The organism is Kitasatospora sp. NPDC033851, from assembly GCF_055576085.1.
The window spans coordinates 1-24,955 of record NZ_JBVIRL010000055.1 but is presented as its reverse complement, the minus strand read 5'-3'; the positions used below and the strand labels follow the sequence as shown (position 1 = coordinate 24,955).

Annotated in this window: 25 protein-coding genes and 1 pseudogene; 14 read left to right on the top strand and 12 right to left on the bottom strand. The window is 72.4% G+C overall.

Annotated elements, in window-relative coordinates; translation table 11 throughout:
- The 3 genes from ACZ51D_RS42000 to ACZ51D_RS41990 form a co-directional block, all read left to right on the top strand.
- On the top strand, positions 1–1,002 hold a 1,002-nt coding region (locus tag ACZ51D_RS42000), incomplete at its 5' end, for an RICIN domain-containing protein (protein ID WP_465665565.1).
- Positions 1,003–1,640: 638 nt separating this feature from the next.
- Complete coding sequence (locus ACZ51D_RS41995) at positions 1,641–2,357, top strand: class I SAM-dependent methyltransferase (RefSeq protein ID WP_465665563.1); 717 nt, start codon at positions 1,641–1,643, stop codon at positions 2,355–2,357.
- A gap of 36 nt (positions 2,358–2,393) precedes the next feature.
- The gene (locus tag ACZ51D_RS41990; RefSeq protein ID WP_465665561.1) at positions 2,394–3,653 is read left to right on the top strand and encodes an alpha/beta hydrolase; all 1,260 of its coding nucleotides are present in this window, start codon (positions 2,394–2,396) and stop codon (positions 3,651–3,653) included.
- A gap of 120 nt (positions 3,654–3,773) precedes the next feature.
- Here ACZ51D_RS41990 and ACZ51D_RS41985 read toward each other — a convergent pair whose 3' ends face one another.
- The gene (locus tag ACZ51D_RS41985) at positions 3,774–4,250 is read right to left on the bottom strand and encodes a MarR family transcriptional regulator (protein WP_465618420.1); all 477 of its coding nucleotides are present in this window, start codon (positions 4,248–4,250) and stop codon (positions 3,774–3,776) included.
- A gap of 109 nt (positions 4,251–4,359) precedes the next feature.
- Here ACZ51D_RS41985 and ACZ51D_RS41980 point away from each other — a divergent pair, with 109 nt between their 5' ends.
- Positions 4,360–4,743: a hypothetical protein gene (locus ACZ51D_RS41980; RefSeq protein ID WP_465618418.1), complete on the top strand. Its 384-nt coding sequence runs from the start codon at positions 4,360–4,362 to the stop codon at positions 4,741–4,743.
- 580 nt (positions 4,744–5,323) lie between these two features.
- A complete protein-coding gene (locus ACZ51D_RS41975; protein ID WP_465665559.1) occupies positions 5,324–6,148 on the top strand; it encodes a hypothetical protein in 825 nt (274 codons plus the stop codon).
- Positions 6,149–6,379: 231 nt separating this feature from the next.
- On the opposite strand, the gene ACZ51D_RS41970 is transcribed toward ACZ51D_RS41975, so the two are convergent.
- The 3 genes from ACZ51D_RS41970 to ACZ51D_RS41960 form a co-directional block, all read right to left on the bottom strand.
- On the bottom strand, positions 6,380–6,937 hold the full coding sequence (locus ACZ51D_RS41970) for a hypothetical protein (protein WP_465618414.1): 558 nt from the start codon (positions 6,935–6,937) through the stop codon (positions 6,380–6,382).
- A gap of 143 nt (positions 6,938–7,080) precedes the next feature.
- Positions 7,081–7,638 (bottom strand): GNAT family N-acetyltransferase, encoded by a 558-nt coding sequence (locus ACZ51D_RS41965; RefSeq protein WP_360499138.1) that lies wholly within the window; start codon positions 7,636–7,638, stop codon positions 7,081–7,083.
- A gap of 85 nt (positions 7,639–7,723) precedes the next feature.
- Positions 7,724–8,632 carry a LysR family transcriptional regulator gene (locus ACZ51D_RS41960; protein WP_465618410.1) on the bottom strand — a complete coding sequence of 303 codons (909 nt, stop codon included), beginning with the start codon at positions 8,630–8,632 and terminating at the stop codon, positions 7,724–7,726.
- 70 nt (positions 8,633–8,702) lie between these two features.
- Here ACZ51D_RS41960 and ACZ51D_RS41955 point away from each other — a divergent pair, with 70 nt between their 5' ends.
- Positions 8,703–9,461, top strand: coding sequence for a CTP synthase C-terminal region-related (seleno)protein (locus tag ACZ51D_RS41955; RefSeq protein WP_465618408.1), 759 nt, complete (start codon positions 8,703–8,705; stop codon positions 9,459–9,461).
- Positions 9,462–9,493: 32 nt separating this feature from the next.
- Here ACZ51D_RS41955 and ACZ51D_RS41950 read toward each other — a convergent pair whose 3' ends face one another.
- From ACZ51D_RS41950 to ACZ51D_RS41940, 3 genes are all read right to left on the bottom strand, one after another.
- A complete protein-coding gene (locus tag ACZ51D_RS41950) occupies positions 9,494–10,096 on the bottom strand; it encodes a GNAT family N-acetyltransferase (protein ID WP_465665558.1) in 603 nt (200 codons plus the stop codon).
- A 170-nt stretch (positions 10,097–10,266) separates the two neighbouring features.
- The gene (gene coaE / locus ACZ51D_RS41945) at positions 10,267–10,866 is read right to left on the bottom strand and encodes a dephospho-CoA kinase (RefSeq protein ID WP_360499132.1); all 600 of its coding nucleotides are present in this window, start codon (positions 10,864–10,866) and stop codon (positions 10,267–10,269) included.
- A gap of 100 nt (positions 10,867–10,966) precedes the next feature.
- Entirely contained in the window at positions 10,967–11,608 is a 642-nt protein-coding gene (locus ACZ51D_RS41940) for an MBL fold metallo-hydrolase (RefSeq protein WP_360499130.1), read from the bottom strand.
- A gap of 62 nt (positions 11,609–11,670) precedes the next feature.
- On the opposite strand from ACZ51D_RS41940, the gene ACZ51D_RS41935 reads away from it, so the two are divergent.
- On the top strand, positions 11,671–12,102 hold the full coding sequence (locus ACZ51D_RS41935; RefSeq protein ID WP_360499128.1) for a MarR family winged helix-turn-helix transcriptional regulator: 432 nt from the start codon (positions 11,671–11,673) through the stop codon (positions 12,100–12,102).
- On the opposite strand, the gene ACZ51D_RS41930 is transcribed toward ACZ51D_RS41935, so the two are convergent.
- Together ACZ51D_RS41930 and rpsA are read right to left on the bottom strand one after the other, a co-directional pair.
- Positions 12,085–14,385, bottom strand: a complete 2,301-nt coding sequence (locus tag ACZ51D_RS41930) for an MMPL family transporter (RefSeq protein ID WP_465665555.1) — start codon at positions 14,383–14,385, stop codon at positions 12,085–12,087. The two genes, ACZ51D_RS41935 and ACZ51D_RS41930, sit on opposite strands and share 18 nt — an antisense overlap.
- A 210-nt stretch (positions 14,386–14,595) precedes the next feature.
- A complete protein-coding gene (rpsA, locus tag ACZ51D_RS41925) occupies positions 14,596–16,086 on the bottom strand; it encodes a 30S ribosomal protein S1 (protein ID WP_360499124.1) in 1,491 nt (496 codons plus the stop codon).
- A 414-nt stretch (positions 16,087–16,500) separates the two neighbouring features.
- Between rpsA and ACZ51D_RS41920 the strand changes: the two genes are divergently transcribed.
- Entirely contained in the window at positions 16,501–17,412 is a 912-nt protein-coding gene (locus tag ACZ51D_RS41920) for a class I SAM-dependent methyltransferase (protein WP_465665553.1), read from the top strand.
- Positions 17,413–17,420: 8 nt separating this feature from the next.
- Entirely contained in the window at positions 17,421–19,934 is a 2,514-nt protein-coding gene (gene hrpB / locus ACZ51D_RS41915; protein WP_465665551.1) for an ATP-dependent helicase HrpB, read from the top strand.
- A 26-nt stretch (positions 19,935–19,960) separates the two neighbouring features.
- On the opposite strand, the gene ACZ51D_RS41910 is transcribed toward hrpB, so the two are convergent.
- The 3 genes from ACZ51D_RS41910 to ACZ51D_RS41900 all read right to left on the bottom strand — a co-directional run bounded on the left by ACZ51D_RS41910 (position 19,961) and on the right by ACZ51D_RS41900 (position 21,939).
- Positions 19,961–20,428, bottom strand: a complete 468-nt coding sequence (locus tag ACZ51D_RS41910; protein WP_465665549.1) for an NUDIX hydrolase — start codon at positions 20,426–20,428, stop codon at positions 19,961–19,963.
- A gap of 94 nt (positions 20,429–20,522) precedes the next feature.
- The gene (gene cyaB / locus ACZ51D_RS41905) at positions 20,523–21,086 is read right to left on the bottom strand and encodes a class IV adenylate cyclase (protein WP_465665547.1); all 564 of its coding nucleotides are present in this window, start codon (positions 21,084–21,086) and stop codon (positions 20,523–20,525) included.
- Positions 21,087–21,099: 13 nt separating this feature from the next.
- Entirely contained in the window at positions 21,100–21,939 is an 840-nt protein-coding gene (locus ACZ51D_RS41900) for a helix-turn-helix domain-containing protein (protein WP_465665545.1), read from the bottom strand.
- A gap of 306 nt (positions 21,940–22,245) precedes the next feature.
- Here ACZ51D_RS41900 and ACZ51D_RS41895 point away from each other — a divergent pair, with 306 nt between their 5' ends.
- From ACZ51D_RS41895 to ACZ51D_RS41875, 5 genes and pseudogenes are all read left to right on the top strand, one after another.
- Positions 22,246–22,674, top strand: a complete 429-nt coding sequence (locus ACZ51D_RS41895; RefSeq protein WP_465665543.1) for an ATP-binding protein — start codon at positions 22,246–22,248, stop codon at positions 22,672–22,674.
- 14 nt (positions 22,675–22,688) lie between these two features.
- On the top strand, positions 22,689–23,243 hold the full coding sequence (locus ACZ51D_RS41890; protein ID WP_465665541.1) for a hypothetical protein: 555 nt from the start codon (positions 22,689–22,691) through the stop codon (positions 23,241–23,243).
- Positions 23,244–23,372: 129 nt separating this feature from the next.
- A complete protein-coding gene (gene tgmA / locus ACZ51D_RS41885) occupies positions 23,373–23,645 on the top strand; it encodes a putative ATP-grasp-modified RiPP (RefSeq protein ID WP_465665540.1) in 273 nt (90 codons plus the stop codon).
- Positions 23,645–24,610, top strand: coding sequence for an ATP-grasp ribosomal peptide maturase (gene tgmB, locus ACZ51D_RS41880; protein WP_465665538.1), 966 nt, complete (start codon positions 23,645–23,647; stop codon positions 24,608–24,610). Before tgmA ends, tgmB begins: the two co-directional genes overlap by 1 nt.
- 154 nt (positions 24,611–24,764) lie before the next feature.
- Positions 24,765–24,955 (top strand): annotated as a pseudogene (locus ACZ51D_RS41875) (IS30 family transposase); the annotation flags it as partial.

Here is a 24,955-nt window from a genome sequence, read left to right as displayed (position 1 = left end):
TACAACGCCGCCGACTGGTCCACCACGTTGCAGATCGCCGCCAGCGGCGACCCCAGCACCACGAACCTCGACGCGAACAAGAAGTTCCTCAACCGCACCGGCCTGTTCACCGTCGAGAGCAGCCCGGACGGCACCGGCGCCCTCTGGTTCTACCCCACGCGTGGAGACGCCGTCTTCGGCTCGCCCACCAAACTCGCCGCCACCGGGTGGAACGGCTGGGACCTCATCTCCCCCGGCGACTGGGCAAGCCAGGGACACCCTGGCCTGTGGGCCCGTAACCAGAGCAACGGTGACCTTCGCGGCTACACCTTCACTACCGGCACCATCACCATCACCAACCCCTTCGGCGGCAACATCGCCTACCCCACCCTCACCCGCATCGCCACCGACACCAGGCTCGCCGCCATCGACTCCACCAACTGGCCCGTCATCGGATCCGACGGCGACCTCACCGGCATCGGTACCCCCACCCTCTGGGGCATCACACCCAACGGCATCCTCCAGACCTGGACCGGCCACTCCACCACCACCGACCCGTACTACGCCTGGACCGCCGGCCCGACCGGCGTCCTGAGCGTCTACGCCCCCGAAAACAGCCCCATCGCCCTGACCGCTCAGACCGGCAAGTGCGTCGACATCTACGGCGGCAGCTCCGCCCCCGGCACCGCCGTCGAACTATGGGACTGCAACGCCACCGCCGCCCAGCAGTGGACCTTCAAGCCCGACGGGACCCTCCGGGCACTCGGCGGATGCCTGGACGCCGCAAGCGGCGGAACCGCCAACGGGACGCCCCTGGAACTCTGGACCTGCGGCAACGCCTGGCCGAACCAGATCTTCGTCCCCCGGCCCGACGGCAGCCTCTACAACCCCGCATCCGGCCGATGCATCGACGTCCCCGGCGCCGACACCACCAATGGCACCCGACTCCAACTCTGGGACTGCAACAGCACCCCCGCCCAGAAATGGTTCCCGCTGGTGCGAAACCAGACCGTCACCATGTGACCGCCTCACTCAAGGTGCCCCTGACCTGCTTCGGTCAGGGGCACCCTGCGTTCCAACAGACCTCCGGTCGGCCCGAACCGCGCCGTGCCACACGCGGTAGTGATCCGGGCCGTGTCGATCCATGCTCGCTGCCACACTCCGCCTTCGACGGGGCGGGGTTTCTGAATGAACAGGCTCCCCCACACCCGCTCGCCGACGGCGCCCTGCGTCACTCGACTACGACGCCGCCGGCATCAGTCCGGAGGCCGGCCCCTCCGACCGCCGGGCCGCCACCGCCACCGCCACCGCCACCGCCACCGCCACCGCCACGATCCCGCTCCACTTCAGCGCGCCCTGGCCCGCCCTCCAAGCCCCGTTGCGGGCGGTCCTGCGCGCTCCTGCGCAGGACCACCCCACGGCCGCCGACCTCGCCGTCGTCCCGGAGCGGCTTTGACCAAAGCGTTACGCCGCCCCCGCTTTGGGGCCTCTCGCCGCCGCGCGGGAACGGCTCTTCCCGGCCTCCGGTGGGCACGCCGCCGCAGGCCGGTCGGGCCGCGAGCCACCCGTTCCCGCCACCGCGACCAGGGCCCCAACTAGACGTTCCACAGCGGCTTTTGCACCGCTCGCAGCCGCCCACCGAACCGCCTACGCTCGACTGCATGAACCGCACGATCCGCACCACCGAGGACGTTCTCGCCCTCCTCGACGGGCTCTTCCCGCCGGCCGAGCCCTTCTGGGAGCGCTTCTACGCGGACCGGTCCGCCGGGCGTCCGTTCTTCGCGCCCGAGCCGGACGAGAACCTGGTCTCCTACCTGGATCGCGGCCTGGTCGCGGCCCCTGCCCGCGCACTCGATCTCGGCTGCGGGCCCGGCCGGAACGCGATCCACCTGGCAGCGGCCGGCTTCGATGTCGATGCCGTCGACCTGTCTTCCGCCGCCGTCGCCTGGGCCGGGGAGCGCGCCCGCGAGGCCGGCGTCGGTGCCAATCCGCGCTTCCACCGGGCGAGCATCTTCGACGCCGAACTTCCGTACGCCCACTACGATCTGGTCTACGACTCCGGCTGCCTGCACCACCTCCCGCCGCACCGCCGGGTCAGCTACCTCGCCCTCCTGGACCGTGTCCTCGCGCCTGGCGGGTACTTCGCCGTCACGGCGTTCGCCGCCGGGGCGATGGGCTCGGAGCGGCCGGACGAGGAGCTGTACCGGCTCGGCGCCCTGGAGGGCGGCCTGGCCTACTCACCGGACGAACTGCGCTCCCTCTTCCAGGACTTCACCCCGGTGGAGGTCCGCCCGATGGCCGCCCAGCCGGCCGACTCCCCACTCTTCGGCGTCCCCTTCCTCCTCACAGCTCTCTTCCAGCGAGCTGTCAGTCTTTAACCGGTCTCTCATCCTCCGCGCCTAGCCTCCGACCGCATGAACGTCTCCCTGCTCGACGGCTGGTTCCCGTGGACGGTCCAGGCCGTGGCCCTCGCGCTGTTCCTGGGCACGCTGGTCCGGCGGGACCGGGCGTGGCGGGTGAAGTGGGGGCCGATCGCGCTCGGGACGGCGCTGGTGGTCACCGCGGTCGCCGCCGTGGCCGTGCTCACCCTGGCCGGGATCACCGATCCGATCCCGTACGGGGTGTGGCTGTGGTGCGGGGTGGCGGTCGCCGCGGTGTGCGTGCTCGGGTTCGGCTGGCGCGGCGCGCGGTGGTGGCGGCGGGCTCTGGCGGCGCCGACGGCCGTGCTGGCGCTGTTCTGCGCCGCGAACAGCGTGAACATCGCCACCGGCTACTACCCGACGCTGGGCGACGCGGTCGGCGAGCTGAGCGGGCAGCCGCTGCCGGACCAGATCACGCTGGCCGAACTCGCCTCGATCCACGGGAAGACGAAGACCGGCCGCATCGTCCAGGTCGACATACCGGACACCGCCAGTGGCTTCGCCCACCGCCAGGAGCTGGTCTACCTGCCGCCCGCCTGGTTCCGCAGCCAGGCCCGGCCCAAGCTGCCGGTGCTGGAGATGATCGGCGGCGAGTTCGCGGCGCCGGACAACTGGATCCGTTCCGGCAACGCGGTGAGGACGGCCGACGCGTTCGCCGCCCGGCACAACGGCTTCGCGCCGATCCTGGTCTTCGTGGACGCCACCGGCGGTTTCCGGGTGGACACCGAGTGCGTGGACGGCCCGCACGGCCACGCCGAAGCCCATCTGCTCAAGGACGTCCCGCCGTTCGTCCAGAAGACCTTCAACGCGGCCACCGACCCGCACAAGTGGGGGGTGGCCGGCTGGTCGATGGGCGGCACCTGTGCCGTCGACCTCACTGTCGAACACCCTGACGTCTTCACGCACTTCGGTGACTTCTCCGGCGACAGGGGCCCGTACATCGGCGACAAGGACCACACCGTGCAGGAGCTGTACGGGGGTGACGCCGCGGCCTGGGCGGCCCACGACCCGCTGACCGTGCTCGCCCATCACCCCAAGTACCAGGGGGTCTCCGGCTATTTCGGCCAGGGCGACGAGGAGCACGGCCAGATCGAGTCCGCCAAGGCCTTGGAGGTGGCGGCCAGGAAGGACGGCATCCGCACGGTCAGCTCCGTCGGCTCGGGCAAGCACAGCTGGCAGACCGGCGCCGCGACCTTCGCCCAGGCCCTTCCCTGGCTCGCCCAGCAGCTCGGCGTCCCGGGCACCCACGCGTAGCGGCGGCCGAAGCCAGGACCGAAGCCACAAAACCGAGGCCGAACCCAAAGCCAAGACCGAAGCCGAAGCCGAAGCCAGAGCCCAAGCCGAATCCGGAGCCGAGACCGGCCCCCGGGGCGGTCAGTCCCGTTCCTGCCCCACGGCCGCCTCGTACGCCAGGAGCGTGTCGACGACCAGGCACCGCTGCGCGGGGTCGAGCGGGGCGAGGGCGGTGCGCCAGGCGGCGGCGCCGGGGGCGAGCCAGCTCTCGATGGCGGGCAGGTGGGCGGGGGCGATGGCGACGATGCGGCGTCGGCGGTCGGCCTCGTCCTCCCGCCGTTCGAGGATGCCTTGGCGGCTGAGGTCGCCGACCATCAGGCTGACCGTGGTGGGGGCGATCTCCAGGCGGGCGGCGAGGTCGTTGACGCCCATCGGCCCGTCGAGCAGCAGGCAGGCCAGCAGGGACAGGTGCCGGGGGGCGAGCGCGAAGGTGCGCAGCGGTTCGGGGACAGGGATCCGCTTGGCCCGTCCGACCAGCCGGGGCATCAGCAGCAGCATGGACCGTACGGCGTCGTCGAGGCCGTCCCCAGGCCGTGACTCCCCCTTGGGCGTTGACATCGCGCGCCTCTCCTCAGTTATCTTTGACATCAAAGATGTTTTACGTGCAAAGCGAACCTGCCCGTCCATGGTACGAACCGAGCCGACCCGACCCGAACGGAGCTCCACCATGCCGCACTTGAGCCTGCACATCCGCGAGGAGTCCCTCGACGCCACCGTCGAACCGCGCCTCATCGCCGCCCTCACCGAGGCCGTCGCCACGGTCTTCGGCGAGCAAGCCCGCCCGATGGTCGCGGTCGAGCTGATCGGCGTCCCGCAGCGTCGCCGGGGCATCGGCGGGGTGCCGACCGGCGAGGACGCGCCGGTGGTCGCGCTCAGCATGCGGGAGGCGGCCTACCACCTGCCGCACGTCCCGGACGCGCCCGCCCGCCTGGTCGCGGCCGTCACCGAGGCGATCACCGGCACCCTCGGCGAGGCCGCCGGGCGGCAGACCGTCGTCACCGTGGAGGGCGTGGCGGCGGGCCGCTCCGGCATCGGCGGCCAGGTGGCCTGACCGCCGACGATTCCCCGGTCGCCGTCGCCCGGGCCCCACAGGGGAAAGCCTTGGTGTCGGCGGCCGCCGGAGCCCCACCCGCCCGTCCGGCCGGGTCCGGACCGCCCGTCCGGCCCGGCGCCCCGAGGGCACCGTACGGGCCCGCAGCACCAGGCCCCAGCAGCGGAAACCCGCCGCCGCGAGCGGCGCACCGCCGGGGTCGCGCGCCCCAGGAGTCCCCCGCACACCGCCATAGCTCCCGCCGCCCCCGCACACACGTTCCCCATCATCGTCCTGCAACCGCCCCGGCCGCCGGAGCATCCGCCGGAATCCCGCTTTGCTCCCGGCGGCGCGTTGGCATAGGTTTTCGACCGCCGTCGACGCAGCACCGGCGCTGACCGCCCCTCAGACCAGAGGAGGGCGGCAGCGACCAGGAGCCGGACGGCCGTACGTCAACGGGGGAGGAACAGCCATGCCGAGTGCCCGCGATCACGGGTCACCCGGGCGGCGCGAACGGACGGGCGGTGCCGCGCACCCGCGGCCCACGGCCGACGCGCGCCCGACCCCGCCCCACGCCACCGGACACTTGAGGAATCGTCAGTTGCGCAGCATCCGACTGGTCACCGCCACCGCCGCAGCCCTCGTCTGCCTGGGCGCCCTCAGCGCCTGCGGACCGGACAACAGCGGCCAGGACGCCGGCAAGACCGCCGCCCCCGCCCCGTCCACCGCCGCCCCCGCGGGCTCCGCCGCCCCTGCGGGCACCGCCACCGGCGCCCCCACCGCAGGCGCCACCAAGCCGGCCGGCAACGGCGGCACCGACGGCGCCAAGGGCATCCCGGCCAAGGCCTGGATGGACACCAAGAGCATCCCGATGGACGAGACCTACCACTACGCGCCGCTGGCGGCCAACGCCAAGCCGCAGACCGGCCCGGTCCAGTTCAAGGGCATGGAGCTGTGCCACGCGGCGGTCGCCAAGGACGACGAGTGGATGTTCACCGGCACCGCCTCCGCGAAGGCCTCGGTCGGCTTCGGCGGCGACCGCTGGACGGCCCAGCAGACCCTGCTCTTCGAGGGCGACCCGACCCACAGCAGCGGCACCAAGCAGGCGACCAACCTGACGGACGGGCACCTGACGGACGCCCTCAAGGGCTGTGCCAAGACCGTGCCCGGCGCCACCGTCAAGGTCAACAGCGCCGACGACGCGCCGTACTTCGCCGCCGTCCTGACCGTCCCGCAGGCCGACGGCACCACCGTCACCCTGCACGAGTACGTGGTCACCGACGGCGGGGCGGTCAGCGAGCTGTCCGTCTGGGCGACCACCAAGGCCGACGCCCAGCCCAAGGACGCCTGGAAGGCCCCGGAGGACAAGTACGTCGGCACCGGGATGACCGCGCCGATGTGCGAGGCCCTTCCCGGCTGCAACTGATCCTCGGCGCTCCACGCGAGCGCCCGCACCCCCATAGACGGCCGTCCGGCCCGTCCGGCACAGGGGACCGGACGGGCCGGACGGCTCCTTCGCGCCCGCACGCGGTGAACCGGCTTCACCGCGTGCAGGCGTCAGCGCTTCAGGGCTTCAGGGCTTCAGGGCTTCAGGACGTCACCGTGTCAGGACGTCAGGGCGCCTGGAAGCCACCGAGCGCTTCAAGGAAGCAGGGCGTCACAGCCCCAGGACGCTGAGCGCCGTGGTCCAGTCACTGGCGATCGCGCTGCGGGCGTCCTCCAGGCCGACCCGCCCGCCGCACACCGCGTTCTTGAGCTTGGTCTCGACGGAGTCCTTGCTCGTGGCCGGCTGGCTGCCGTAGCGCGGCTCGGGCCACAGGTTGGCCGGGTCGCGCGGCGCGCCGCCGAGCTCCAGCGGGACGAGGTGGTCCTCCTCGTAGTCGGCCGTGCTGGTGTCCGCGTAGCCGTACTGGGCGATCTGCTGCACCTTCAGGGCGTTGGTGTAGCTGGTCGACGGGCGGACGGTGGCGGTCCAGCCGGAGACGCAGATGGTCTGCCCGATGGTGTCCTGGGTGACGGCCGGGTTGTACGCGCCGGGGGTGCAGTACGGGTCGGGCAGCGGCAGGTACGCCTGCGAACAACTCGCGGAGAGCGTACGGGACTTCGGGGCGGCGGCGGTCGCCGGGGCGGCGGCGTGCGCGGTGCCGGTGGCGAGGCCGGCGGCGGCCAGGGCGGCCGCCGCGGCGACGACGGTCATGCGCTGACGGAGCATCATGGGGAAGTCTCCTGGGTCGGCCCGGCCTGTTGCCGGGCGACTGTGCTCATGACAGCACCGCGCACGCGACGACCGTCAGACCCAGGACGTGAACGCCTGGTGACCCCGCCTTCACAACCGCGACCGGCCGCAGCGCCGCGCGATCAGCCCCGGGACACCGCCAGTTCGACCTCCCGGCCCGGCACGTCACCCGGCAGGGGCAGCACCACGCCGGAGCGCTCGAACCCGGCCCTGACGTACATCGCCTCGGCGCGGGCGTTGTCCTCGTGGACGAACAGCCGCACGCGCTGGATCCGGGGTTCGGCGAGCGACCACGACCAGTCCCGGGCGGCCCGGACGAGGTCGTGCGCCAGCCCGGTGCCGCGCGCCTCGGGCCGGACGTAGAACCCGGCGATCTGCGCCTGCTCGACCTCGACGACGTCGCCTTCCAGGGCCCCCGACCCGCCGGGCCGCTCGACCAGCACGCTGACCGTGCCGAGCCAGCGCCCGTCCGCGTCCTCGCCGACGAACTGCGCCACGGCGGAGCCCGCCGCCGCTCCCGTGGTGCGGTCCTGCCAGAACCGGTCGGGCTTGGCGGACGCCTGCTCGTAGGTGTCGAGGAAGGCGATGGCCGCGACCGGGTCACGGAGCGCGTCCAGCCGGATCTCCTTGACCCGCGCCCAGTCCTCTTGCCGTACCCGCCTGATGGTGATGGTGCTCATCGCGTGATCATTTCATCGACGCCGGTAGCCCCCGCAACCCGAATTCTCCCAACCCGAATTCTCACAACTCGAAGACGGCCCCCGATCAGACCGCGTCGGCCCGCGTCTCCTCCAGCAACCGCGCCAGCAGCGCCGCCGGCCCCTCCGGCAGGCTCCCGTGCACCAGCTCGGTGCGGTGCACCAGCCGGGGTACGGCGATCGGCGCGCTCACGACCCCGGGCACCCCGGCCGGCACCGGCTCGGGCAGCAGCGTGAGCCCGTGCCCGGCCGCGACCAGCGCGAGCAGCCCGTGCACATCGGTGCCCTGGTAGCGGGTGGCGGGCCGGAAGCCGTCGACGCCCGCGGCCGCGCGCAGCCGGGCGACCGGCGGGGCGAGGTCGGGGGCGTCCAGCCAGCGGGCGGCGGAGAGGTCGGCGAGTGCGAGACCGCCGCGGCCCGCCAGCGGGTGGCCGGCGGGCAGGGCGACGACAACCGGCCGCTCGTCCACCGCGACGGTGCGCAGCGGGCCGACGTCGGGCAGCGGCAGCGGGTCGCTGGGCGCGGCCAGGCCGTCGACCAGGGCGAGGTCGACCTCGCCGGTGGCGACCTGCGCGGGCAGCACGTCCTGGGCGAGCACCCGGACCACCGGCTGCACCCCCGGGTACGCCCGGCGCACCTCGCCGAGCGCGCGCCCCAGGGTCGCCCCGACCGCCAGCGGTGTGGCGCCGAGCACCAGCCGGGCGCTCGCGGCACCCGCCAGGCGCGCGACGTCGGCGCGCGCCGCCTCCAGCCGGACCAGCAGCGGCGCGGCGTGCTCCAGCAGCCGCCGCCCCGCCTCGGTCGGGCCGACCGGGCGGCGGACCAGCAGGGCGGTGCCGAGGTCCGCCTCCAGCGCGGCGATCTGCTGCGAGACCGCGGACTGGGTGTAGCCGAGTTCCCGCGCCGCGTCGGAGAAGGAGGCGAGGCGGGTGACAGTGACGAAGGTGCGCAGCTGCTGGGGATCCACGGCGGTCATCAACCGATCTGATCGAGAGGTAAGAAATCATCGTTGGCACTGATCTCGGATGCGGGGTCAGGATAGCCGCATGACCTACCTGACCCCTCGGATCGCCCTGGTCGGCGACCGCTCCCCCGCCGTCCGCTCGCACGCCCGCATCCCGGGCCTGCTCGACGCCCTCGCCGAACACGACCGGCTCGCCCTGGACGCCTACTGGATCCCGACCGAGGACGCCGGGGCACCCGGCGCCCTCGACGGCTTCGACGCCGTCTGGCTGCTGCCCGGCAGCCCGTACCGCAGCGAGGCGGGAGCCCTGGCCGCCGTCCGGACCGCCCGCGAGCGCGGCATCCCCTTCCTCGGCACCTGCGCCGGGTTCCAGCACGCGGTGCTGGAGTACGCCCACAACGTCTGCGGCCTGACCGACGCCGTCCACGGCGAGGCGCACCCCGACGGGGAGCAGCAGGTGATCGCCCCGCTGAGCTGCTCGCTGGTCGGCCACGAGGGCCCCGTCACGCTCACCCCGGGCACCCTCGCCGAGCGGGTCCTCGGCACCACCCGCACCCTGGAGCGCTACCACTGCGCGTACGGCCTCAACGCCGCCTACCTGGACCGACTGCGCGCGCACGGCCTGCGGTTCAGCGGCGCGGACGAGTCGGGCGAGGTGCGGATCCTGGAGCTGCCGGACCACCCGTTCTTCCTCGCCTCGCTGTTCCAGCCCGAGCTGTCCGGCGACGGCACCCGGGCGCACGCCATGATCCGCGCACTCGCCGCCGCTGCCGTGGCCCACGCCGACGCCGGCTCCGGCTCCGGCGCCCACGCGGACACCGCCTGGGCCGTCACGGCCTGAGCCGGCCTCACACCGACGACGGGCGGCCGGCCTCACATCGGCAGCGACCGCAGCCGCACCGGTCCCTCCGGCCACCCGGCCCCCGCCGACAGCGGCGCCCACATGGTGCGCAGCGGCATCACCGCCAGCCGCCCCTCCGGCTGCTCCACCGTCACCTCCCGGAAGCCGAGTCCCCGGTAGAACGCGGTCAGCGGCGGGCGGCAGAACAGCAGCGCGCGCCGGTGGCCGAGCGTGCGCGCGTGGTCCAGGGCGGCCCCGACCACGGCGTGCGCGAGGCCGCCGCCGCGCCGGTCGGGCGCGACGCACACCCCGCCGACGCCCATCGCCGTCAGGTCGGTGCCGCCCGCGGTGAGCGACAGCGGCAGCAGCCCGGTGTGGGCGACCAGCCGGCCGCCGGCGGCCCGGACCCCGAAGTGGATCTCCTTGGGCAGGAAGGTCAGCCCGGTGTACGCGACCCCGTACGGGTCGTCCCCTGGGCCGAGGACCTCCTCCTGCTCGGCGCGGGTGTACCGCTCCAGCCGTTCGACGGCCGGCGCCCCGGCGAGGTGCGCCCCGGTGGGGTTCGACTCGGTGAGGTGCGCCCCGGCGGGAATCGACTCGGCGAGGTGCGGATCGAGCGAAAAACGATCATTCATTCCGCCATGCTCTCCCCACCGGCGGCCCTGCGACAGTCCCTTCCCGGCCACTCGGTCCGAGCGGCTGCCGAACGCCCCCGGCCGGCGCGGGAGATGCACGAGGTGCGCCCCGTGCCGCCCAGGCCGAGGAGCCGGCCGCAGCACGGCAGACACTCAGCCTGATCCGCAGGTCAGACCGCCGCGCGCTCCGCCAGCTCCGTCCAGACCTCGTCCACCCGGGCCGACAGTTCCGCCAGCCCGGCGCCGTTGTCGATCACCAGGTCCGCGATCGCCAGCCGGTCGGCCCGCGAGGCCTGGGCGTCCATCCGGGCCCTGGCCTCGTGCTCGGCCATCCCGCGCAGTCGCACCAGCCGGTCCAGCCGCACCTCGTCGGCCGCGTCGACCACCACGATCAGGTCGAACAGCGGCGCCAGCCCGTTCTCGGCCAGCAGCGGCACGTCGTGCACCACGACCGCGTCCGGCGCGGCCGCCGCCTCCAGTTCGGCGGAGCGGGTTCGCACCAGCGGGTGGACGATCGCGTTCAGTGCCTTCAGCCGCTCCGGGTCGGCGAACACGATCGCCCCGAGGGCCGGGCGGTCCAGCGCGCCGTCCTCCCGCAGCACCTGCGGGCCGAACTCGGCGACGACGGCCGCCAGACCGTCCGTCCCGGGGGCGACCACCTCGCGGGCGATCACGTCGGAGTCCACGATCACCGCGCCGTGCGCGGCGAACAGCCGGGACACCTCGCTCTTGCCCGCGCCGATGCCACCCGTCAGTCCGATCTTCAGCATGGCGTCAGGCTACCGGCGCCACACCGGGCCCGTCAGCCCGGCTCCGGGCTCAACCCGACCGCAGGCCCAACCCGACTCCAGACGCAACCCGGCTCCGGGCTCAGCCCAGCTCCAGGCTCTCCCCGTCTCCGAGGACGGCCAGCTCCGCGCCCGTGCCCGGCCCGTCCGGTCCGACCAGCCGGCTGTGCACGGCGAACCCGGCCGGGCTGAGCACCGCCTCGTGGACCGGCACCGCCCGGCGCGGCCCCGCCTCCCGGACGTAGTCGACGACCTCGGAGGCCTTGCTCCACGGCGCCGCCAGCGGCAGCAGCAGGGTGTCCACGGTGTGCGGCGGCACGGTGAACGCGTCGCCGGGGTGGAAGAGCCGGCCGTCGAAGAGGAAGCCGATGTTCTGCACCCGCGGGATGTCCGGGTGGATCACCGCGTGCCACTCGCCGTGCACCGAGACGCCGAGCCCGCCGAGCTCGAAGGCGTCGCCCTCGCCGACCGCGGTGACCCGCTGCGCGACGCCGTCCAGCTGGGCGGCGACGGCGCTGTTGGTCCACACCCGCAGCGCCGGGTCGGCCTCCAGCGCGGCGCGCAGCCGGGACTCCTCGAAGTGGTCCATGTGCTCGTGGGTGATCAGGACGGCGTCCGCCCCGGCCAGTGCGGCGGGGTCGGTGAACACCCCGGGGTCGACGACGACGGTGGTGTCGCCGTGTTCGATGCGTACGCAGGCGTGTCCGAACTTGGTGATTCGCATGCCTGAAACTCTACAGCAAAGCTGTACAGTAATGCTGTAGATATTTTGGGTAGACTTCTCCCATGCCCAGCGAAGCCCCGCACCCGGACACCCTGGAACTCGCCGCCGACCTGCGCGCCGCCCTCGGCAGCGTGGTCCGCTCCCTGCGCGACAGCGACGAGCTGCCGCAGAACCAGGCAGCGGTGCTCGGCCTGCTGGTGCGCGACGAGCGCTCCTGCACCGTCGCCGAACTCGCCGACCTCCAGCGCGTCCGCCACCAGTCGATGGCCCGCACCGTCGCCCTGATGATCGAGGCCGGACTGGTCACCCAGCAGCCCCACCCCACCGACGGCCGCAAGCAGCTCATCGCCGCCACCGGGGCCGGCCGCACCGCCCTCCTCGACCAGCGAGCCCGCCGCGAACACCGCATCGCGACCGCCATCGAGGCCCGCCTCACCCCCGCCGAGCAGGACCGGCTCCGCGCCGCGGTCGGCCTGCTAGCCCGGCTGGGCTGAGCCCACCAGGTCCTCGGCCGCCGGCTTCCCGTCCACCGAGTCCCCGGCCGCCGACTTCCCGGCCGCCGACTCCCCGGCTACCGGCTCCCCGGCCACCGACTCGCCCACCGGCCGCGGGGCCGGGATCACCGCCGGCTCGATCTCCGGCAGCTCGACGTGCTCGCTGAGCCCGAAGCGCCGGTGCAGTCGCCGCAGCGGGGCGGGCGCCCACCAGTTGAACTCGCCGAACAGGCTCATCGCGGCGGGCACCAGCAGGCAGCGCACCAGGGTGGCATCGACCGCGACGGCGACGGCCAGCGCGATGCCCATCTGCTTGACCATCAGCATGTCGCCGAGTGCGAACCCGGCGAAGACGATCACCATCAGCAGCGCCGCCGAGGTGATGATCCGACCGCTGCGCTGGACGCCCAGCTCCACCGACCGGGTACAGCTGTGGCCCTTGTCCCGTAGTTCCTTGATCCGCGCGAGCAGGAACACCTCGTAGTCCATCGACAGCCCGAAGGCGAAGGCGAAGACCAGCACCGGGATGAAGGTCTCCAGCCCGCCGGTCGGGCTGAAGCCGAGCAGCCCGCTGAAGTAGCCGTCCTGGAACACCAGGGTGAGCGCGCCGAGCGAGGCGCCCAGCGAGAGCAGGTTCATCAGCAGCGCCTTGACCGGCATCACCACCGAGCCGGTCATCAGGAACAGCAGCACCAGCGTCCCCACCGCGACCAGCCCGAGCGCCCATGGCCCGCGCGACATCAGCTCGTCCTTGAAGTCGACCACCGAGGCCGCGCCGCCGGTGACGTAGGTCTTCAGCCCGCCCCGGTCCGCCCGCAGCTCCTCGACCACGTGTTCGGCCTGCCCGCCCTGCGGGTCCCCGTGCACCAGCACGTCGATCGTGGAGACCGCGTCGCTGACCGGGCTGACCGCCCGTACCCCGCTCACCCCGGGCAGCTTGGCCACCACTTCGTCCGCGTACGCCTGTGCCACCGCCGCGCCGCCCTCGACCACCACGGTGATCGGCGCGGCCGAGGCCTGCGGGAAGCGCTGGTCGACGGTCTCGGCGACCTGCCGCCCGGCCGAGGAGGCGGGCAGCACGGCGGCGCCCGAGTTGCGCATGTCGGCGTGGAGGAAGGGCGCCCCGGCCGCCATCAGCAGCGCGACGCAGGCGAGCGCGACCGGTACGGCCCGCTTGCGGACCCGGCGGACGGTCCGGCTGAAGAATCCTTCGTCCGGTACGGGCGTGGTGGGCGTCTTGATCCGCGCGCCGGCGAAGCCGAGCAGGGCGGGGATCAGGGTCAGCGCGGCGGCGACGGCGATCACCACCACGCTCACCCCGGCGGCGGCCACCGCCCCGAGCACCGGGCTGGTGAAGACGAACAGGCCCGACAGCGCGACGGCCACGGTCAGCCCGGAGAAGGCCACGGTACGTCCGGCGGTCGCCGCGGTGCGTTCGACGGCGGCGGCGATGCCCGCGCCGTGGCCGCGCTCTTCGCGGAAACGATTCACCATGAGCAGCGCGTAGTCGATCGAGAGTCCGAGCCCCAGTACGGTCGCGATCGGCAGCACGCTGGTGTCGATGTCCATGATCTGGCTGAACCCGAACATGGCCAGCAGTGCGCCGCCCACCGAGGCGACCGCCCCGATCACCGGCAGCGAGGCCGCCGCGAGCCCGCCGAAGACCAGCACCATGACGACCAGCGTGAGCGGCAGCGTCACCATCTCGCCGAAGCGGGTGTCCTTTTCGGTCTGCTGCTTGACCTCCTGCTGCAGCACCAGGTCCCCGCCGACGGTCACGTGCGCGCCGCCGGCGCCGTTCAGCTCGGCGAGCCGCTGGGTGACGGCGTCGCTCTGAGCGGGGGTGGAGGTGTCGGCCATCCGGACGGTGACCAGGCTCGCCGTCCCGTCGGCGGAGCGCAGCGCGGCGGGCGCCGACCCGGTGCCGTACGCGTCGAGCGTGGCGGAGACCCCGGGCAGTGCGGCGATCTCGGCGGTGGCCTTCTCGACGGCGGCCTTGACCGCCGGATCGTCCACCGGCTTGCCGTCCACCACCGCGGTGACGGTGCCCTTGACCGGGTCGGCCGCGGCGACCACCGCGCTGCCCCGGTCGGCCTCGGCACTGGAGGAGGAGGCCCCGGCCACCGAGCCCTCGAAGACCCGGCCGCCGATCAGGACGCCGACGACCAGGACGGCGGCCCAGAAGCCGAGCACCCAGCGGCGGTGACGGAAGCAGAACCGGCCGAGGGCGGCGAGCCGGCCGCCGACGATGGCGGCGGGGACGGCGGAGGAGGGTTTGCGCATGAAGGAGCCTTTCGGGCAGCTCCACTCAATGTAGGCGCAACCCGAACTTCGGCCTATAGACGGGCAATGAGCCTCATCTCACACTTCTCTTCACATAAAAGACACATAAGTCGGAGGCGTATAAGTCACCGCGGAAAACCACATGGGCCCCACCCGGAGATTCCGGGTGGGGCCCATGTGCTAGCTATCGGCTAGCAGGAAGCGAGAGCCTCAGCTCTGGCCACCGGCCAGCTTCTCGCGCAGGGCGGCCAGGGCCTCGTCGGAGGCCAGGGCGCCCGAGCCCTCGTCGCTGCTGGACGAGTAGGAACCACCGGCGGCAGCGGCGACGGCGTCGCCACCCTCCTCGGCGGCCTGGGCGTCGGCCTCGCGGCTCTTGATGACCTGGGCCTGGTGCTGCTCGAAGCGGGACTGCGCCTCGGCGTACTGGCGCTCCCACTCCTCACGCTGCTTCTCGAAGCCGGGCAGCCAGTCGTTCGCCTCGGGGTCGAAGCCCTCCGGGTAGATGTAGTTGCCCTGGTCGTCGTACGAAGCGGCCATGCCGTACAGGGTCGGGTCGAAGTCGACCTCGGCCGGGTTGGCACCCAGCGCCTCGTTGGCCTGCTTCAGCGACAGGCTGATGCGGCGACGCTCGAGGTCGATGTCGATGACCTTGACGAAGATCTCGTCGCCGACCTGGACGACCTGCTCCGGGATCTCCACGTGGCGCTCGGCCAGCTCGGAGATGTGGACCAGACCCTCGATGCCCTCGTCCACGCGGACGAACGCACCGAACGGAACCAGCTTGGTGACCTTACCCGGGACGACCTGACCGATCTGGTGCGTACGGGCGAACTGCTGCCACGGGTCCTCCTGGGTCGCCTTCAGCGACAGGGAGACGCGCTCGCGGTCCATGTCAACGTCGAGAACCTCGACGGTGACCTCCTGGCCGACCTCGACAACCTCGGACGGGTGGTCGATGTGCTTCCAGGACAGCTCGGAGACGTGCACCAGGCCGTCGACGCCACCCAGGTCCACGAAGGCACCGAAGTTGACGATCGAGGAGACGACGCCGGAGCGCACCTGGCCCTTCTGCAGGGTGGTGAGGAAGGTCTGGCGGACCTCGCTCTGGGTCTGCTCCAGCCAGGCACGGCGGGACAGGACCACGTTGTTGCGGTTCTTGTCCAGCTCGATGATCTTGGCCTCGAGCTCCTTGCCCACGTAGGGCTGGAGGTCGCGGACGCGGCGCATCTCGACCAGCGAGGCCGGCAGGAAGCCACGGAGGCCGATGTCGAGGATGAGACCACCCTTGACGACCTCGATGACGGTACCGGTGACGATGCCGTCCTCTTCCTTGATCTTCTCGATCGTGCCCCAGGCACGCTCGTACTGAGCGCGCTTCTTGGACAGGATGAGACGACCCTCCTTGTCCTCCTTCTGGAGAACCAGGGCCTCGATGTTGTCACCGACGGCGACGACCTCGTGCGGGTCAACGTCGTGCTTGATCGAGAGCTCGCGGGACGGGATGACGCCCTCGGTCTTGTAACCGATGTCGAGGAGGACCTCGTCACGGTCGACCTTCACGATGACGCCCTCGACGATGTCGCCATCGTTGAAGTACTTGATGGTCTCGTCGATGGCGGCGAGGAACGCCTCGGCGTCGCCGATGTCGTTGACCGCGACCTGCGGGGTGGTGCTGAGGGAGGAGTCGGTGGGGCTCGTCATTAGGAAAAGGGCTCCGGTACGGACATGAAAGTCGTAGGTAATGCCACGCGGAGGGCCCGTATCGCTCCCACCGAAAGCCGGACAGCCCAGAACACGGCACACCAAACTCCCGTACAACGAGAATCGGCGTCCGTCTTGCGACCGTGGGGTCTTCGACAGATGCGAGCGCGACCTGCTCCGTCCGAGGCGCGCAGGCCCGCAGCGCAACTTGTAGCATACGGGGACGGCCAGGCACGGTCAATGCCGAAGGACGGCAAGACGGTGGAGCCTGGTACGGATCAGGCCATATCCTCCGATTGCGCACCTCTCGGTGGCGCCCGCAGGAGCCTTTTCCCCGGATGCCACCGCCAGGACCCGGTCCCTTTCGGGGGCCGGTTCGCGACAGCGACGCTTCCGCGCTCCATACCCTACGCGATGGGCATTGTCACCGTGGCCACCACCCCCCAGTCCGATCTTCACGATCTTGACTCGTCCGCCGAAACCGCCCCCGGAACCGAGGCCGGAACCGGGGCCGGGACCGGGGCCGAGGGCGACGACGACGCGGTGCGGCGCGAGGCCGGCACCGGGGAGAGCAGCCGGGCCAGCCGGCACTGGTGGGACCGCAACGCCGACGAGTACCAGGACGAGCACGGCGAGTTCCTCGGCGACGACCGCTTCACCTGGTGCCCCGAGGGCCTGGACGAGGCCGACGCCCACCTGCTCGGCGAGGTCGCCGGCCAGGACGTGCTGGAGATCGGCGCCGGCGCCGCCCAGTGCTCGCGCTGGCTGGCCGGCCACGGCGCCCGCCCCGTCGCCCTCGACATCTCCTACCGCCAGCTCCAGCACTCCCGCCGGATCGACCTCGGCCGCGGCGCCGTGCCCGTCCCCGTCGTCCAGGCCGACGCCGCCGTGCTGCCCTTCGCCGACGGCTCGTTCGACCTCGCCTGCTCCGCCTACGGCGCCGTCCCGTTCAGCGCCGACACCACCGCCCTGATGCGGGAGGTGCACCGGGTGCTGCGGCCCGGCGGGCGCTGGGTGTTCTCGGTGACCCACCCGATCCGCTGGGCCTTCCCGGACGAGCCCGGCGTCGAGGGCCTCACCGCGATGTCCTCCTACTTCGACCGCACCCCGTACGTCGAACAGGACGAGCAGGGCAACGCCACCTACGTCGAGCACCACCGCACCCTCGGCGACCGGGTCCGCGAACTCGTCGCCGCCGGCTTCCGGCTGGTGGACCTGGTCGAGCCCGAGTGGCCGGCCGGCCTGGAGCAGGAGTGGGGCGGCTGGTCCCCGCTGCGCGGGCGGCTCATCCCCGGCACGGCGATCTTCGTCACCGAGCGGGGCTGAGCCCTGCCATGAACCCGGCCTGGCACGACCTGCCCGTCCGCACCGCCCTGCCCGCGCTCCACGACGCCCTCGCCGGGCACGGCACCGCCGTCCTCGCGGCGCCGCCCGGCACCGGCAAGACCACCCTGGTGCCGCTCGCCCTGGCCGGGCTGCTCGCCGACGGCCGACCGGTGCGCCGGGTGCTGGTCGCCGAACCGCGTCGGCTCGCCGTCCGGGCCGCCGCCCGGCGGATGGCCTGGCTGCTCGGCGAGTCCGTCGGCGGCCGGGTCGGCTACACCGTGCGTGGCGAGCGCCGGGCCGGGCCGGACACCGTGGTCGAGGTGGTCACCACCGGCGTGCTGCTGCAGCGGCTCCAGCGCGACCAGGAACTGCCCGGCGTGGACGTCGTCGTCCTCGACGAGTGCCACGAGCGGCACCTGGACGCCGACACCGCGCTCGCCTTCCTGCTGGACGTCCGGGCGGCGCTGCGGCCCGAACTCGGCCTGGTCTGCGCCTCCGCCACTTCCGACACCGCCGCCTGGGCCGAACTGCTCGGCGGCGCCCCGGTGGTGGAGGCGCACGGGGTCTCCCACCCGGTGGACGTGGTCTGGGCGCCCCCGCCGCGCGCCATCCGGCCCGCGCACGGCACCCGGGTGGACCCGGCGCTCCTCGACCACGTCGCGGCCACGGTCCGGCGGGCCCTCGCCGAACGTGACGGGGACGTGCTCTGCTTCCTGCCCGGCGTCGGCGAAATCGCCCGGGTCGCCGGGCAGTTGGCCGGTCTCCCGGCGGATGTCCTGCAGCTGCACGGACGCGCCCCGCAAGCCGTCCAGGACGCCGCGCTCACCCCGTCCCCCACACGCCGGGTGGTGCTGGCCACCGCCGTCGCCGAATCCTCCCTCACCGTGCCGGGCGTCCGCGTCGTCGTCGACGCCGGTCTCGCCCGCGAACCCCGCACCGACCACGCCCGCGGCCTCGCCGCACTGGTCACCGTCCGCGCCTCGCTCGCCGCCGCCCGCCAACGCGCCGGACGAGCAGGGCGTGAGGCCCCCGGCACCATCTACCGCTGCTGGCACGAGGCCGAGGACGCCCGCGCCGCCCGCTACCCCACAGCGGAAATCGCGCTCGCCGACCTCACGTCGTTCGCCCTCCAGGCCGCCTGCTGGGGCGACCCGGACGCCACCGGCCTCGCCCTCCCCGACCGGCCCCCGGCAGGGGCGATGGCCGCCGCCCGGCAGACCCTGCTCGCCCTCGGGGCCGTTTCCGCCGACGGCCGGGCGACGAAGCGCGGCGTGCGCCTCGCCCGCACCGGGCTGCACCCCCGGCTGGGCCGCGCCCTCGTCGACGGCGCTCCCGCCGTAGGCGCCCGCCGGGCGGCCGAGGTCGTCGCCCTGCTCTCCGAGGAACCCCCGCGCGCGCTGGGGGACGACCTCGGCGCGGTGTGGCGCACCGTCCGATCGGGCAACGACCCCTACGCCGGGCGCTGGCGCGACGAAGTCCGCCGCTTGCAGCGTGCCACCTCCGACGAACCCGCCACCCCGTTGCCCGACGCCACCGCCGCCGGACTCGTCGTCGCCCTCGCCTTCCCCGAACGGATCGCCCGCGCCCGGGTCGACAAGCCCGCCCCCGGCGAGCGCAGCCCGTACCTGATGGCCTCGGGCACGGCCGCCGAACTCGCCCCCGGCACCGCGCTCGGCGCCCTGCCCTGGCTCGCCGTCGCCGTCGCCGACCGCCCGGCCGGCGCGCACTCCGCCCGGGTCCTGCACGCTGCGGCACTGGACGAGGACACCGCAGTTCTCGCCGGAGCGGCCCTCATCAGCGCCCGCGAGGAAGTCCACTGGGACACCCGGCGAGGTGAAGTCGTCTCCCGCCAGGTGGAATCCCTCGGCGCCATCGAACTCGCCGAGAAGCCGCTGGCCCGACCCGACCGGGCCCTCGTCCGCGCCGCCATCCTCGAAGGCCTGAGCCGCGAGGGCGTCAGCGAGCTGCTGACCTGGCCCTCCCCCGGCCTACGCGAACGCCTCGCCTTCCTGCATTCCGCCATCGGAGACCCCTGGCCGGACGTCTCCGACGAGGCGCTGCTGGAACGCGCCGACGAATGGCTGGAGCCCGAACTCTCCCGCGCCCGCCGCCGCACCGACCTCGCCCGCATTGATACGACGTCGGCCCTCCAACGCCTGCTCCCCTGGGCGAGCGGACAGGCCGGCCGCCTGGAGGAGTTGGCCCCCGAGCGCATCACCGTGCCCAGCGGGTCGAAGATACGCGTCGACTACAGCACCGAACGCCCGGTACTGGCAGTCAAGTTGCAGGAACTCTTCGGCTGGAAGGCCGCGCCGGCACTGGCCGGCGGCCGCGTGCCGCTGACCGTGCAGCTGCTCTCCCCCGCCGGCCGCCCCGCCGCCATCACCGGCGACCTGGAGGGCTTCTGGCAGAACGGCTACCGCGCCGTCCGCGCAGATCTCAGGGGCCGCTACCCCCGCCACCCCTGGCCCGAGGACCCGACCACAGCAGAACCCACCCGCCGCCTCAACGCCCGGAAGTGACCGAGGAGTTGGACAGTGTACGGCGGCTAGCGAACCACGGGGATCTCACCGGAGCGCCAGTCGGCCAGCCGCTTGCGGATGTTCGACACCATCGGCAGCCCGTCCGTTTCGGCCGGGGTGAACCACGCCACCTCGTGGGACTCGTCGGACACCCGCAGCTGTCCGCCGAGCGGGCGCCCGAGGAGGCAGATGGAGAACTCCTGGCGGACCTCGCCGTCGTCGTAGGCGAAGACGTGCCGGGGGTCGGTATAGGTGCCGACGATCCCGGTGATCTCGATATCGATGCCGGTCTCCTCACGCGTCTCGCGGATACCGCACCCGGCGAGCGACTCACCGATGTCCATCCTGCCGCCCGGCAGGGCCCACATCCCGTTGTCGGTACGGCGCTGGAGGAGAACGCGGCCCGCCTCGTCGACCACGACCACGGACGCCGCCGGGACGAGGGAGTTCGCCTCGAGGGCGTCCGGATCGTCCTCGTAGTCACGCCTCGGCATGGTCCACCACCTTCGCTGCCTGGATCGTCCACGCCTGGGGCTCGCGACCCGAGCAGGTGGGCGTGACACACCACCCCAACCGCTCTCCCTCGAATCAGGTACGAGCTGCGGCCACCGCGTCCGTGTACAGCTCCGTTGTCAGGTCATCCTCGCTGATCCCGAGGCCAGCCAGGACGGCCCGCACGGTGTCGAGCGCCGCTGCGAGGCCGTCCGGGGCATCCGTGGCAGTCTCGACCTCGATGAACGTCGCGTCGAGTTCCGGGACGCGGACGAGCGTGGCGAGGAAGCACCGCCCATCGCGTTCGAAGTCGTAGTTGCGGCAGCGCTTCTCGAACCGGATTCGCGGGGTGAATCCGAGGCCGCGGATGATCTCGTGAGCCGCCTCGGCGTCCTCCACCCGCGTCTCGGCCTCCCACTTCGACCCGGACGCCTCGTCCACCCGGGCGCCCTTGTACGTGAGCACGGTGCGGGTGTCGTCGGGCCCGTGTACGGTGCGGATCCGCAGCTCGCGGTCGGCGCCCATCAGACTGCCGTCCGGGGCGTCGTAGTAGGTGTCGCGGTAGACCTCGGCGCGCCCGGCACCGTACGACTCCTCCAGTCGCGCGAGGACGTGTTCGGGGTCGCGTACGACGGCCTTGAGCTCCGCCTCGATCGCCATGCCAGTTCCTCCTTCAGATCACGCGTTGAGCGCCGTCCAGCACCACCTCGAACTGCCTCTGCCAGCCCCGGTAAAGCGGGCCGGACGGAGTGGGCAGCACTTTATACGTTGCCGACTCGTGCCCCTCCCAGCCCGCATCGAATGCCCCCACGTAAAGAGTGCTGTCCAGTCTGATGATCCGCCAGACGGGCACCGTGGTGTAGCGGTAGACCTCGACGTGGCCCACATCGGCGAGTTCTCGGAGCCGGGCCTCGGCGAGGAGAATGCCGCTGGCGAGGGACTCGGCCGACTCGCCGATCTCAGCCGCGCGGTGCCTGGCCGCAGGCGAATCCGGGTCGAGGAGAAGCACCCGCAGTCGCGGCGCCGAATCACCGTTGAGATCGAGATGCTGACGCAGCAAGGAGTCGCGGAGGGCGAGGAGGCCCAGGCCACGTACGGCCAGCACGTCCAGCTCAACTGCGGACCGTGCCGCGCGTTGGATTTCGGCGGTCGCGGCAGCCTGGTCGTTGTAGACCCTGACCACTTCGGGGAACGCAGAGAGATCAAACGCCGATCCAGCTGTGCGTTGCCCCGAGGTTCGTGACGCCAGCCCGAGTAGTCGGCGTGCGGGGTCGGGCATCTGGAAGCCGTCGGCGATTCGCTCGAACACGTCGAGTCGAGCAACCTCCCGCCGACCGTTGATGATCTCGTTCACGCGGCTCTGGGTCATCCCTACCTGGACCGCGAGCCGAGCCTGGCTGGCGCCGCTGTGATGCTGGACGTAGCGGAACAAGGCGGCCACGTCCCTGCGCCGGAGCGCGTCGCGGACTTCGGCGTTCTGCCATGCGAAATCCGGCAGCTTGATCGGTTCCAAGGCAGTTCCCACAGGTCACTCCCAGGCGTTCAGAAATGCATCTCACAGTGAGATTACCGGCTGGGTATCGAGATTGACGTCGCGCCAGGCGAAGCTGAATACGTGGCGCCTGTCAGCTGCACCCACGCTCGGCTCCGGACCAGTACTGCGTCGATTTCGATGGCGCAGAGGGCGAGCAGGGACCTACCAGTCAACGTCCGCAAAGGTGGCGGATACGTATCCGCGGAATGCCGGCCCGGTACAGCGACGTCTCACCGGAAATCGCGCTCCCTTCGTACATCCTCCTCTGCTCCCGACGAGGCCTTCATGCTCGAAACCCGCCGTCCCTGCACGTTCGTCGCGCGCCTCCACTCGCGGCCCGAATCCACTTCGCCGGCCCGCTACTTGCTCCGCGCCTACCTCGCCGCCTTGCCCTCCGGCGACCGCTACTCCGACGTCGCCGAACTCCTCCTCGGCGAGCTGTTCGCCAACGCCGTCCAGCACTGCGATGCCCCCGACGACCGCCTCATCGAGGTCCGGTTCGCCCTCGTCGGCGACCGCCTCCGTATCGAGGTCCACGACGCCGGCACCGGATGCCCCTCCGTCCGGACCGCCGCCCCCGAGGACGAGCACGGGCGCGGCCTGTTCCTCGTCAACGAGCTGGCCGAGCGCTGGGGTTGCTGCCCCCGAGCCGGCGGCGTCGGCAAGTTCGTCTGGGCGCTCGTCGCTCCCTCCCCCGCCCTCCTCGCCGCCTGAAAGCAGCACCGCCCATGCACCCGCCCCTCGTCACCTTCGCCCGACACGTCCTCGCCCAGGGCACCAGCCCCGCCGAGGTCTACGCCCGCCTCGCCCGCCGCAGCAACGAACCCCTGCCCTCCGCCCGGGCCGTCTGCCTCGCCCTCGACATCCCCCTCGCCGAGACCACCCGCCGCCTCAACGACTGCTACCACTCCCTCCTCGCCAACCCCCGCCCCAACTCCGAGGCCGACACCGGCGAACTCCTCGAAGCCCTCGGCGTCTTCGACATCCCCGTCACCCTCGACGCCACCAGCCGCGCCGTCATCGACCTCTTCCTGGTCGCCATCGACGCCATGGGCGGCATCCGCCCCGGCCACCGGCACGGCCTGGACCGCTGGTTCACCACCGGCAACCTCACCACCGCCTACCTCTCCCTCGCCGCCGCCCACCCCATGCCCCGCACCGGCGACCCCACCACCTACTGGACCACCCTCATCACCGCCGGCGAACTGCTCCTCGCCACCACCCCCGACACCCGCATCAAACTCGCCCTCACCCACTGTCACAGCCAAACCACCACCCCCTGAACACGGGAAGTCGACCCCACCGACTTCCCACTCCCCCACCACCCCCGCCCACCCACGGCGGGCCGATGAACGACTCTGCGCAGCAGCAGAGTTGCCGGAAATGACCGAATACCGATACAAGGAGGACACATGACGCAGACCCCCGTGCCGTGGGGCATCCGCAGGATGGGGCCGTACGCGGCCACCGCCACGCTCCCGGCGTTCACGCCCGTGATCGACCCCGAGACGCAGATCGCCGTCATCGTGGACGAGCACGGCCGAACGGTCGAGCTGGGAAGCCACGGCACCAGCACCAGCGGTGTCACGCCCACCCACACGAGCCCCGCTGACGGGACGAAGCCGGGCGGGGCCACGGACAGCGATGTGACCGAGTCCTACGACCAGGACCAGAGTTCCGGCTGATGGACAGCCGAACCGGGTCGGTGCTGGTACTGACCAACTCCTCTGACGTGACGGCGGATGCGGTACTGCGGGTGCTCGCCGAGCGCCGCGTTCCGGTGGTCCGTCTCGATCCCGGCACCGACCTGCACGCGGGTGCCTCGCTGACCGCCACGTACCGCACGGGCGACCAGCGGGGCACCCTCCGCACGTCGAGCCGTGAACTGGACCTCACGGACGTTCGCTCGGTCTGGGTGCGCAGACCCTCGCCCTACGAAGGCCCGCCCGACCTCGACGGCCAGGACCGCCGGTTCGCCGCCTCGCAGGCGTTCTGGGGCGCGGGCGGCATCCTCGCCTCCCTCCCCGGGGCGCACTACGTGAACCACCCCTGGGACAGCCGGGCGGCCGAGTACAAGCCCGCCCAGCTCGCCACCGCCCAGCGCTGCGGATTCCGGGTGCCCGACACGCTGATCACCGACGACGAGCACGAGGCACGGGAGTTCACCGCCCGCCACGCCGACGGCACGGTGTACAAACCCGTATGGCACGCCCGGTACTCGGTCGGCGGGCAGGCCCGGGCCGTCTGGGTCCGCGAGGTTCGCAGCGATGAGATCACCGAGGCTGTGACGGTGTGCCCTCACCTGTTCCAGGCCAAGGTTCCCAAGGTGTTCGACACCCGGGTGACCGCCGTCGGGGACCGGCTCTTCGGCACCCGCATCGACAGCCCGGATCTCGACTGGCGGCACCGTCAGGACCGGATGCGGTGCAGCCCGATCGAGGTCCCCGTGCCGGTCGCCGAGGCCGTGGCCCGCTACCTCGCTACCTTCGAACTGACCTTCGGTGCCTTCGACTTCGCCGTGACCGCCGACGGCGCCTGGTACTTCCTGGAGTGCAACCCGAACGGGCAATGGGCGTGGCAGCCGTCCGAGATCACCGACCGGATCGCGCACGCGATCGCCGACCGACTGGAAAGGGGCCACGACCAGTGACCACCTCCGACACCCTGCGCGCCGCCCTGGTCGAGCAGCTCACCGCGAACGGCACGCTCACCGACCCCGAGTGGGCCGAAGCCGCCGCCGCCGTACCGCGCGAACTGGGTGGATTCAACTGGTCGTCGCAACACCTTGATCATAGAGGTATGCGATGGGACGAGATCAGGAGGTGGCGGAGGCGCCTGCGGGAGCACGACGGCAGTGGGCCGCGGATCGGGCGATGCGACCGCCGATGCGTTCACCGGGGCGGCCGGAGCCGTCTCGCGCGGTGCAGCGGGAGTTCTGGCGCCTGATCGCATCGGGGGTGACGACGGTTGAGGCTGCGGGCGAGGTGGGTGTGTC

Coding starts and splice junctions, on each gene's coding strand:
- ACZ51D_RS41995 (WP_465665563.1), top strand. CDS start 1,641: ATGAACCGCACGATCCGCACCACCGAGGACGTTCTCGCCCTCCTCGAC.
- ACZ51D_RS41990 (WP_465665561.1), top strand. CDS start 2,394: ATGAACGTCTCCCTGCTCGACGGCTGGTTCCCGTGGACGGTCCAGGCC.
- ACZ51D_RS41985 (WP_465618420.1), bottom strand. CDS start 4,250: ATGTCAACGCCCAAGGGGGAGTCACGGCCTGGGGACGGCCTCGACGAC.
- ACZ51D_RS41980 (WP_465618418.1), top strand. CDS start 4,360: ATGCCGCACTTGAGCCTGCACATCCGCGAGGAGTCCCTCGACGCCACC.
- ACZ51D_RS41970 (WP_465618414.1), bottom strand. CDS start 6,937: ATGATGCTCCGTCAGCGCATGACCGTCGTCGCCGCGGCGGCCGCCCTG.
- ACZ51D_RS41965 (WP_360499138.1), bottom strand. CDS start 7,638: ATGAGCACCATCACCATCAGGCGGGTACGGCAAGAGGACTGGGCGCGG.
- ACZ51D_RS41960 (WP_465618410.1), bottom strand. CDS start 8,632: ATGACCGCCGTGGATCCCCAGCAGCTGCGCACCTTCGTCACTGTCACC.
- ACZ51D_RS41955 (WP_465618408.1), top strand. CDS start 8,703: ATGACCTACCTGACCCCTCGGATCGCCCTGGTCGGCGACCGCTCCCCC.
- ACZ51D_RS41950 (WP_465665558.1), bottom strand. CDS start 10,096: ATGAATGATCGTTTTTCGCTCGATCCGCACCTCGCCGAGTCGATTCCC.
- coaE (WP_360499132.1), bottom strand. CDS start 10,866: ATGCTGAAGATCGGACTGACGGGTGGCATCGGCGCGGGCAAGAGCGAG.
- ACZ51D_RS41940 (WP_360499130.1), bottom strand. CDS start 11,608: ATGCGAATCACCAAGTTCGGACACGCCTGCGTACGCATCGAACACGGC.
- ACZ51D_RS41935 (WP_360499128.1), top strand. CDS start 11,671: ATGCCCAGCGAAGCCCCGCACCCGGACACCCTGGAACTCGCCGCCGAC.
- ACZ51D_RS41930 (WP_465665555.1), bottom strand. CDS start 14,385: ATGCGCAAACCCTCCTCCGCCGTCCCCGCCGCCATCGTCGGCGGCCGG.
- rpsA (WP_360499124.1), bottom strand. CDS start 16,086: ATGACGAGCCCCACCGACTCCTCCCTCAGCACCACCCCGCAGGTCGCG.
- ACZ51D_RS41920 (WP_465665553.1), top strand. CDS start 16,501: ATGGGCATTGTCACCGTGGCCACCACCCCCCAGTCCGATCTTCACGAT.
- hrpB (WP_465665551.1), top strand. CDS start 17,421: ATGAACCCGGCCTGGCACGACCTGCCCGTCCGCACCGCCCTGCCCGCG.
- ACZ51D_RS41910 (WP_465665549.1), bottom strand. CDS start 20,428: ATGCCGAGGCGTGACTACGAGGACGATCCGGACGCCCTCGAGGCGAAC.
- cyaB (WP_465665547.1), bottom strand. CDS start 21,086: ATGGCGATCGAGGCGGAGCTCAAGGCCGTCGTACGCGACCCCGAACAC.
- ACZ51D_RS41895 (WP_465665543.1), top strand. CDS start 22,246: ATGCTCGAAACCCGCCGTCCCTGCACGTTCGTCGCGCGCCTCCACTCG.
- ACZ51D_RS41890 (WP_465665541.1), top strand. CDS start 22,689: ATGCACCCGCCCCTCGTCACCTTCGCCCGACACGTCCTCGCCCAGGGC.
- tgmA (WP_465665540.1), top strand. CDS start 23,373: ATGACGCAGACCCCCGTGCCGTGGGGCATCCGCAGGATGGGGCCGTAC.
- tgmB (WP_465665538.1), top strand. CDS start 23,645: ATGGACAGCCGAACCGGGTCGGTGCTGGTACTGACCAACTCCTCTGAC.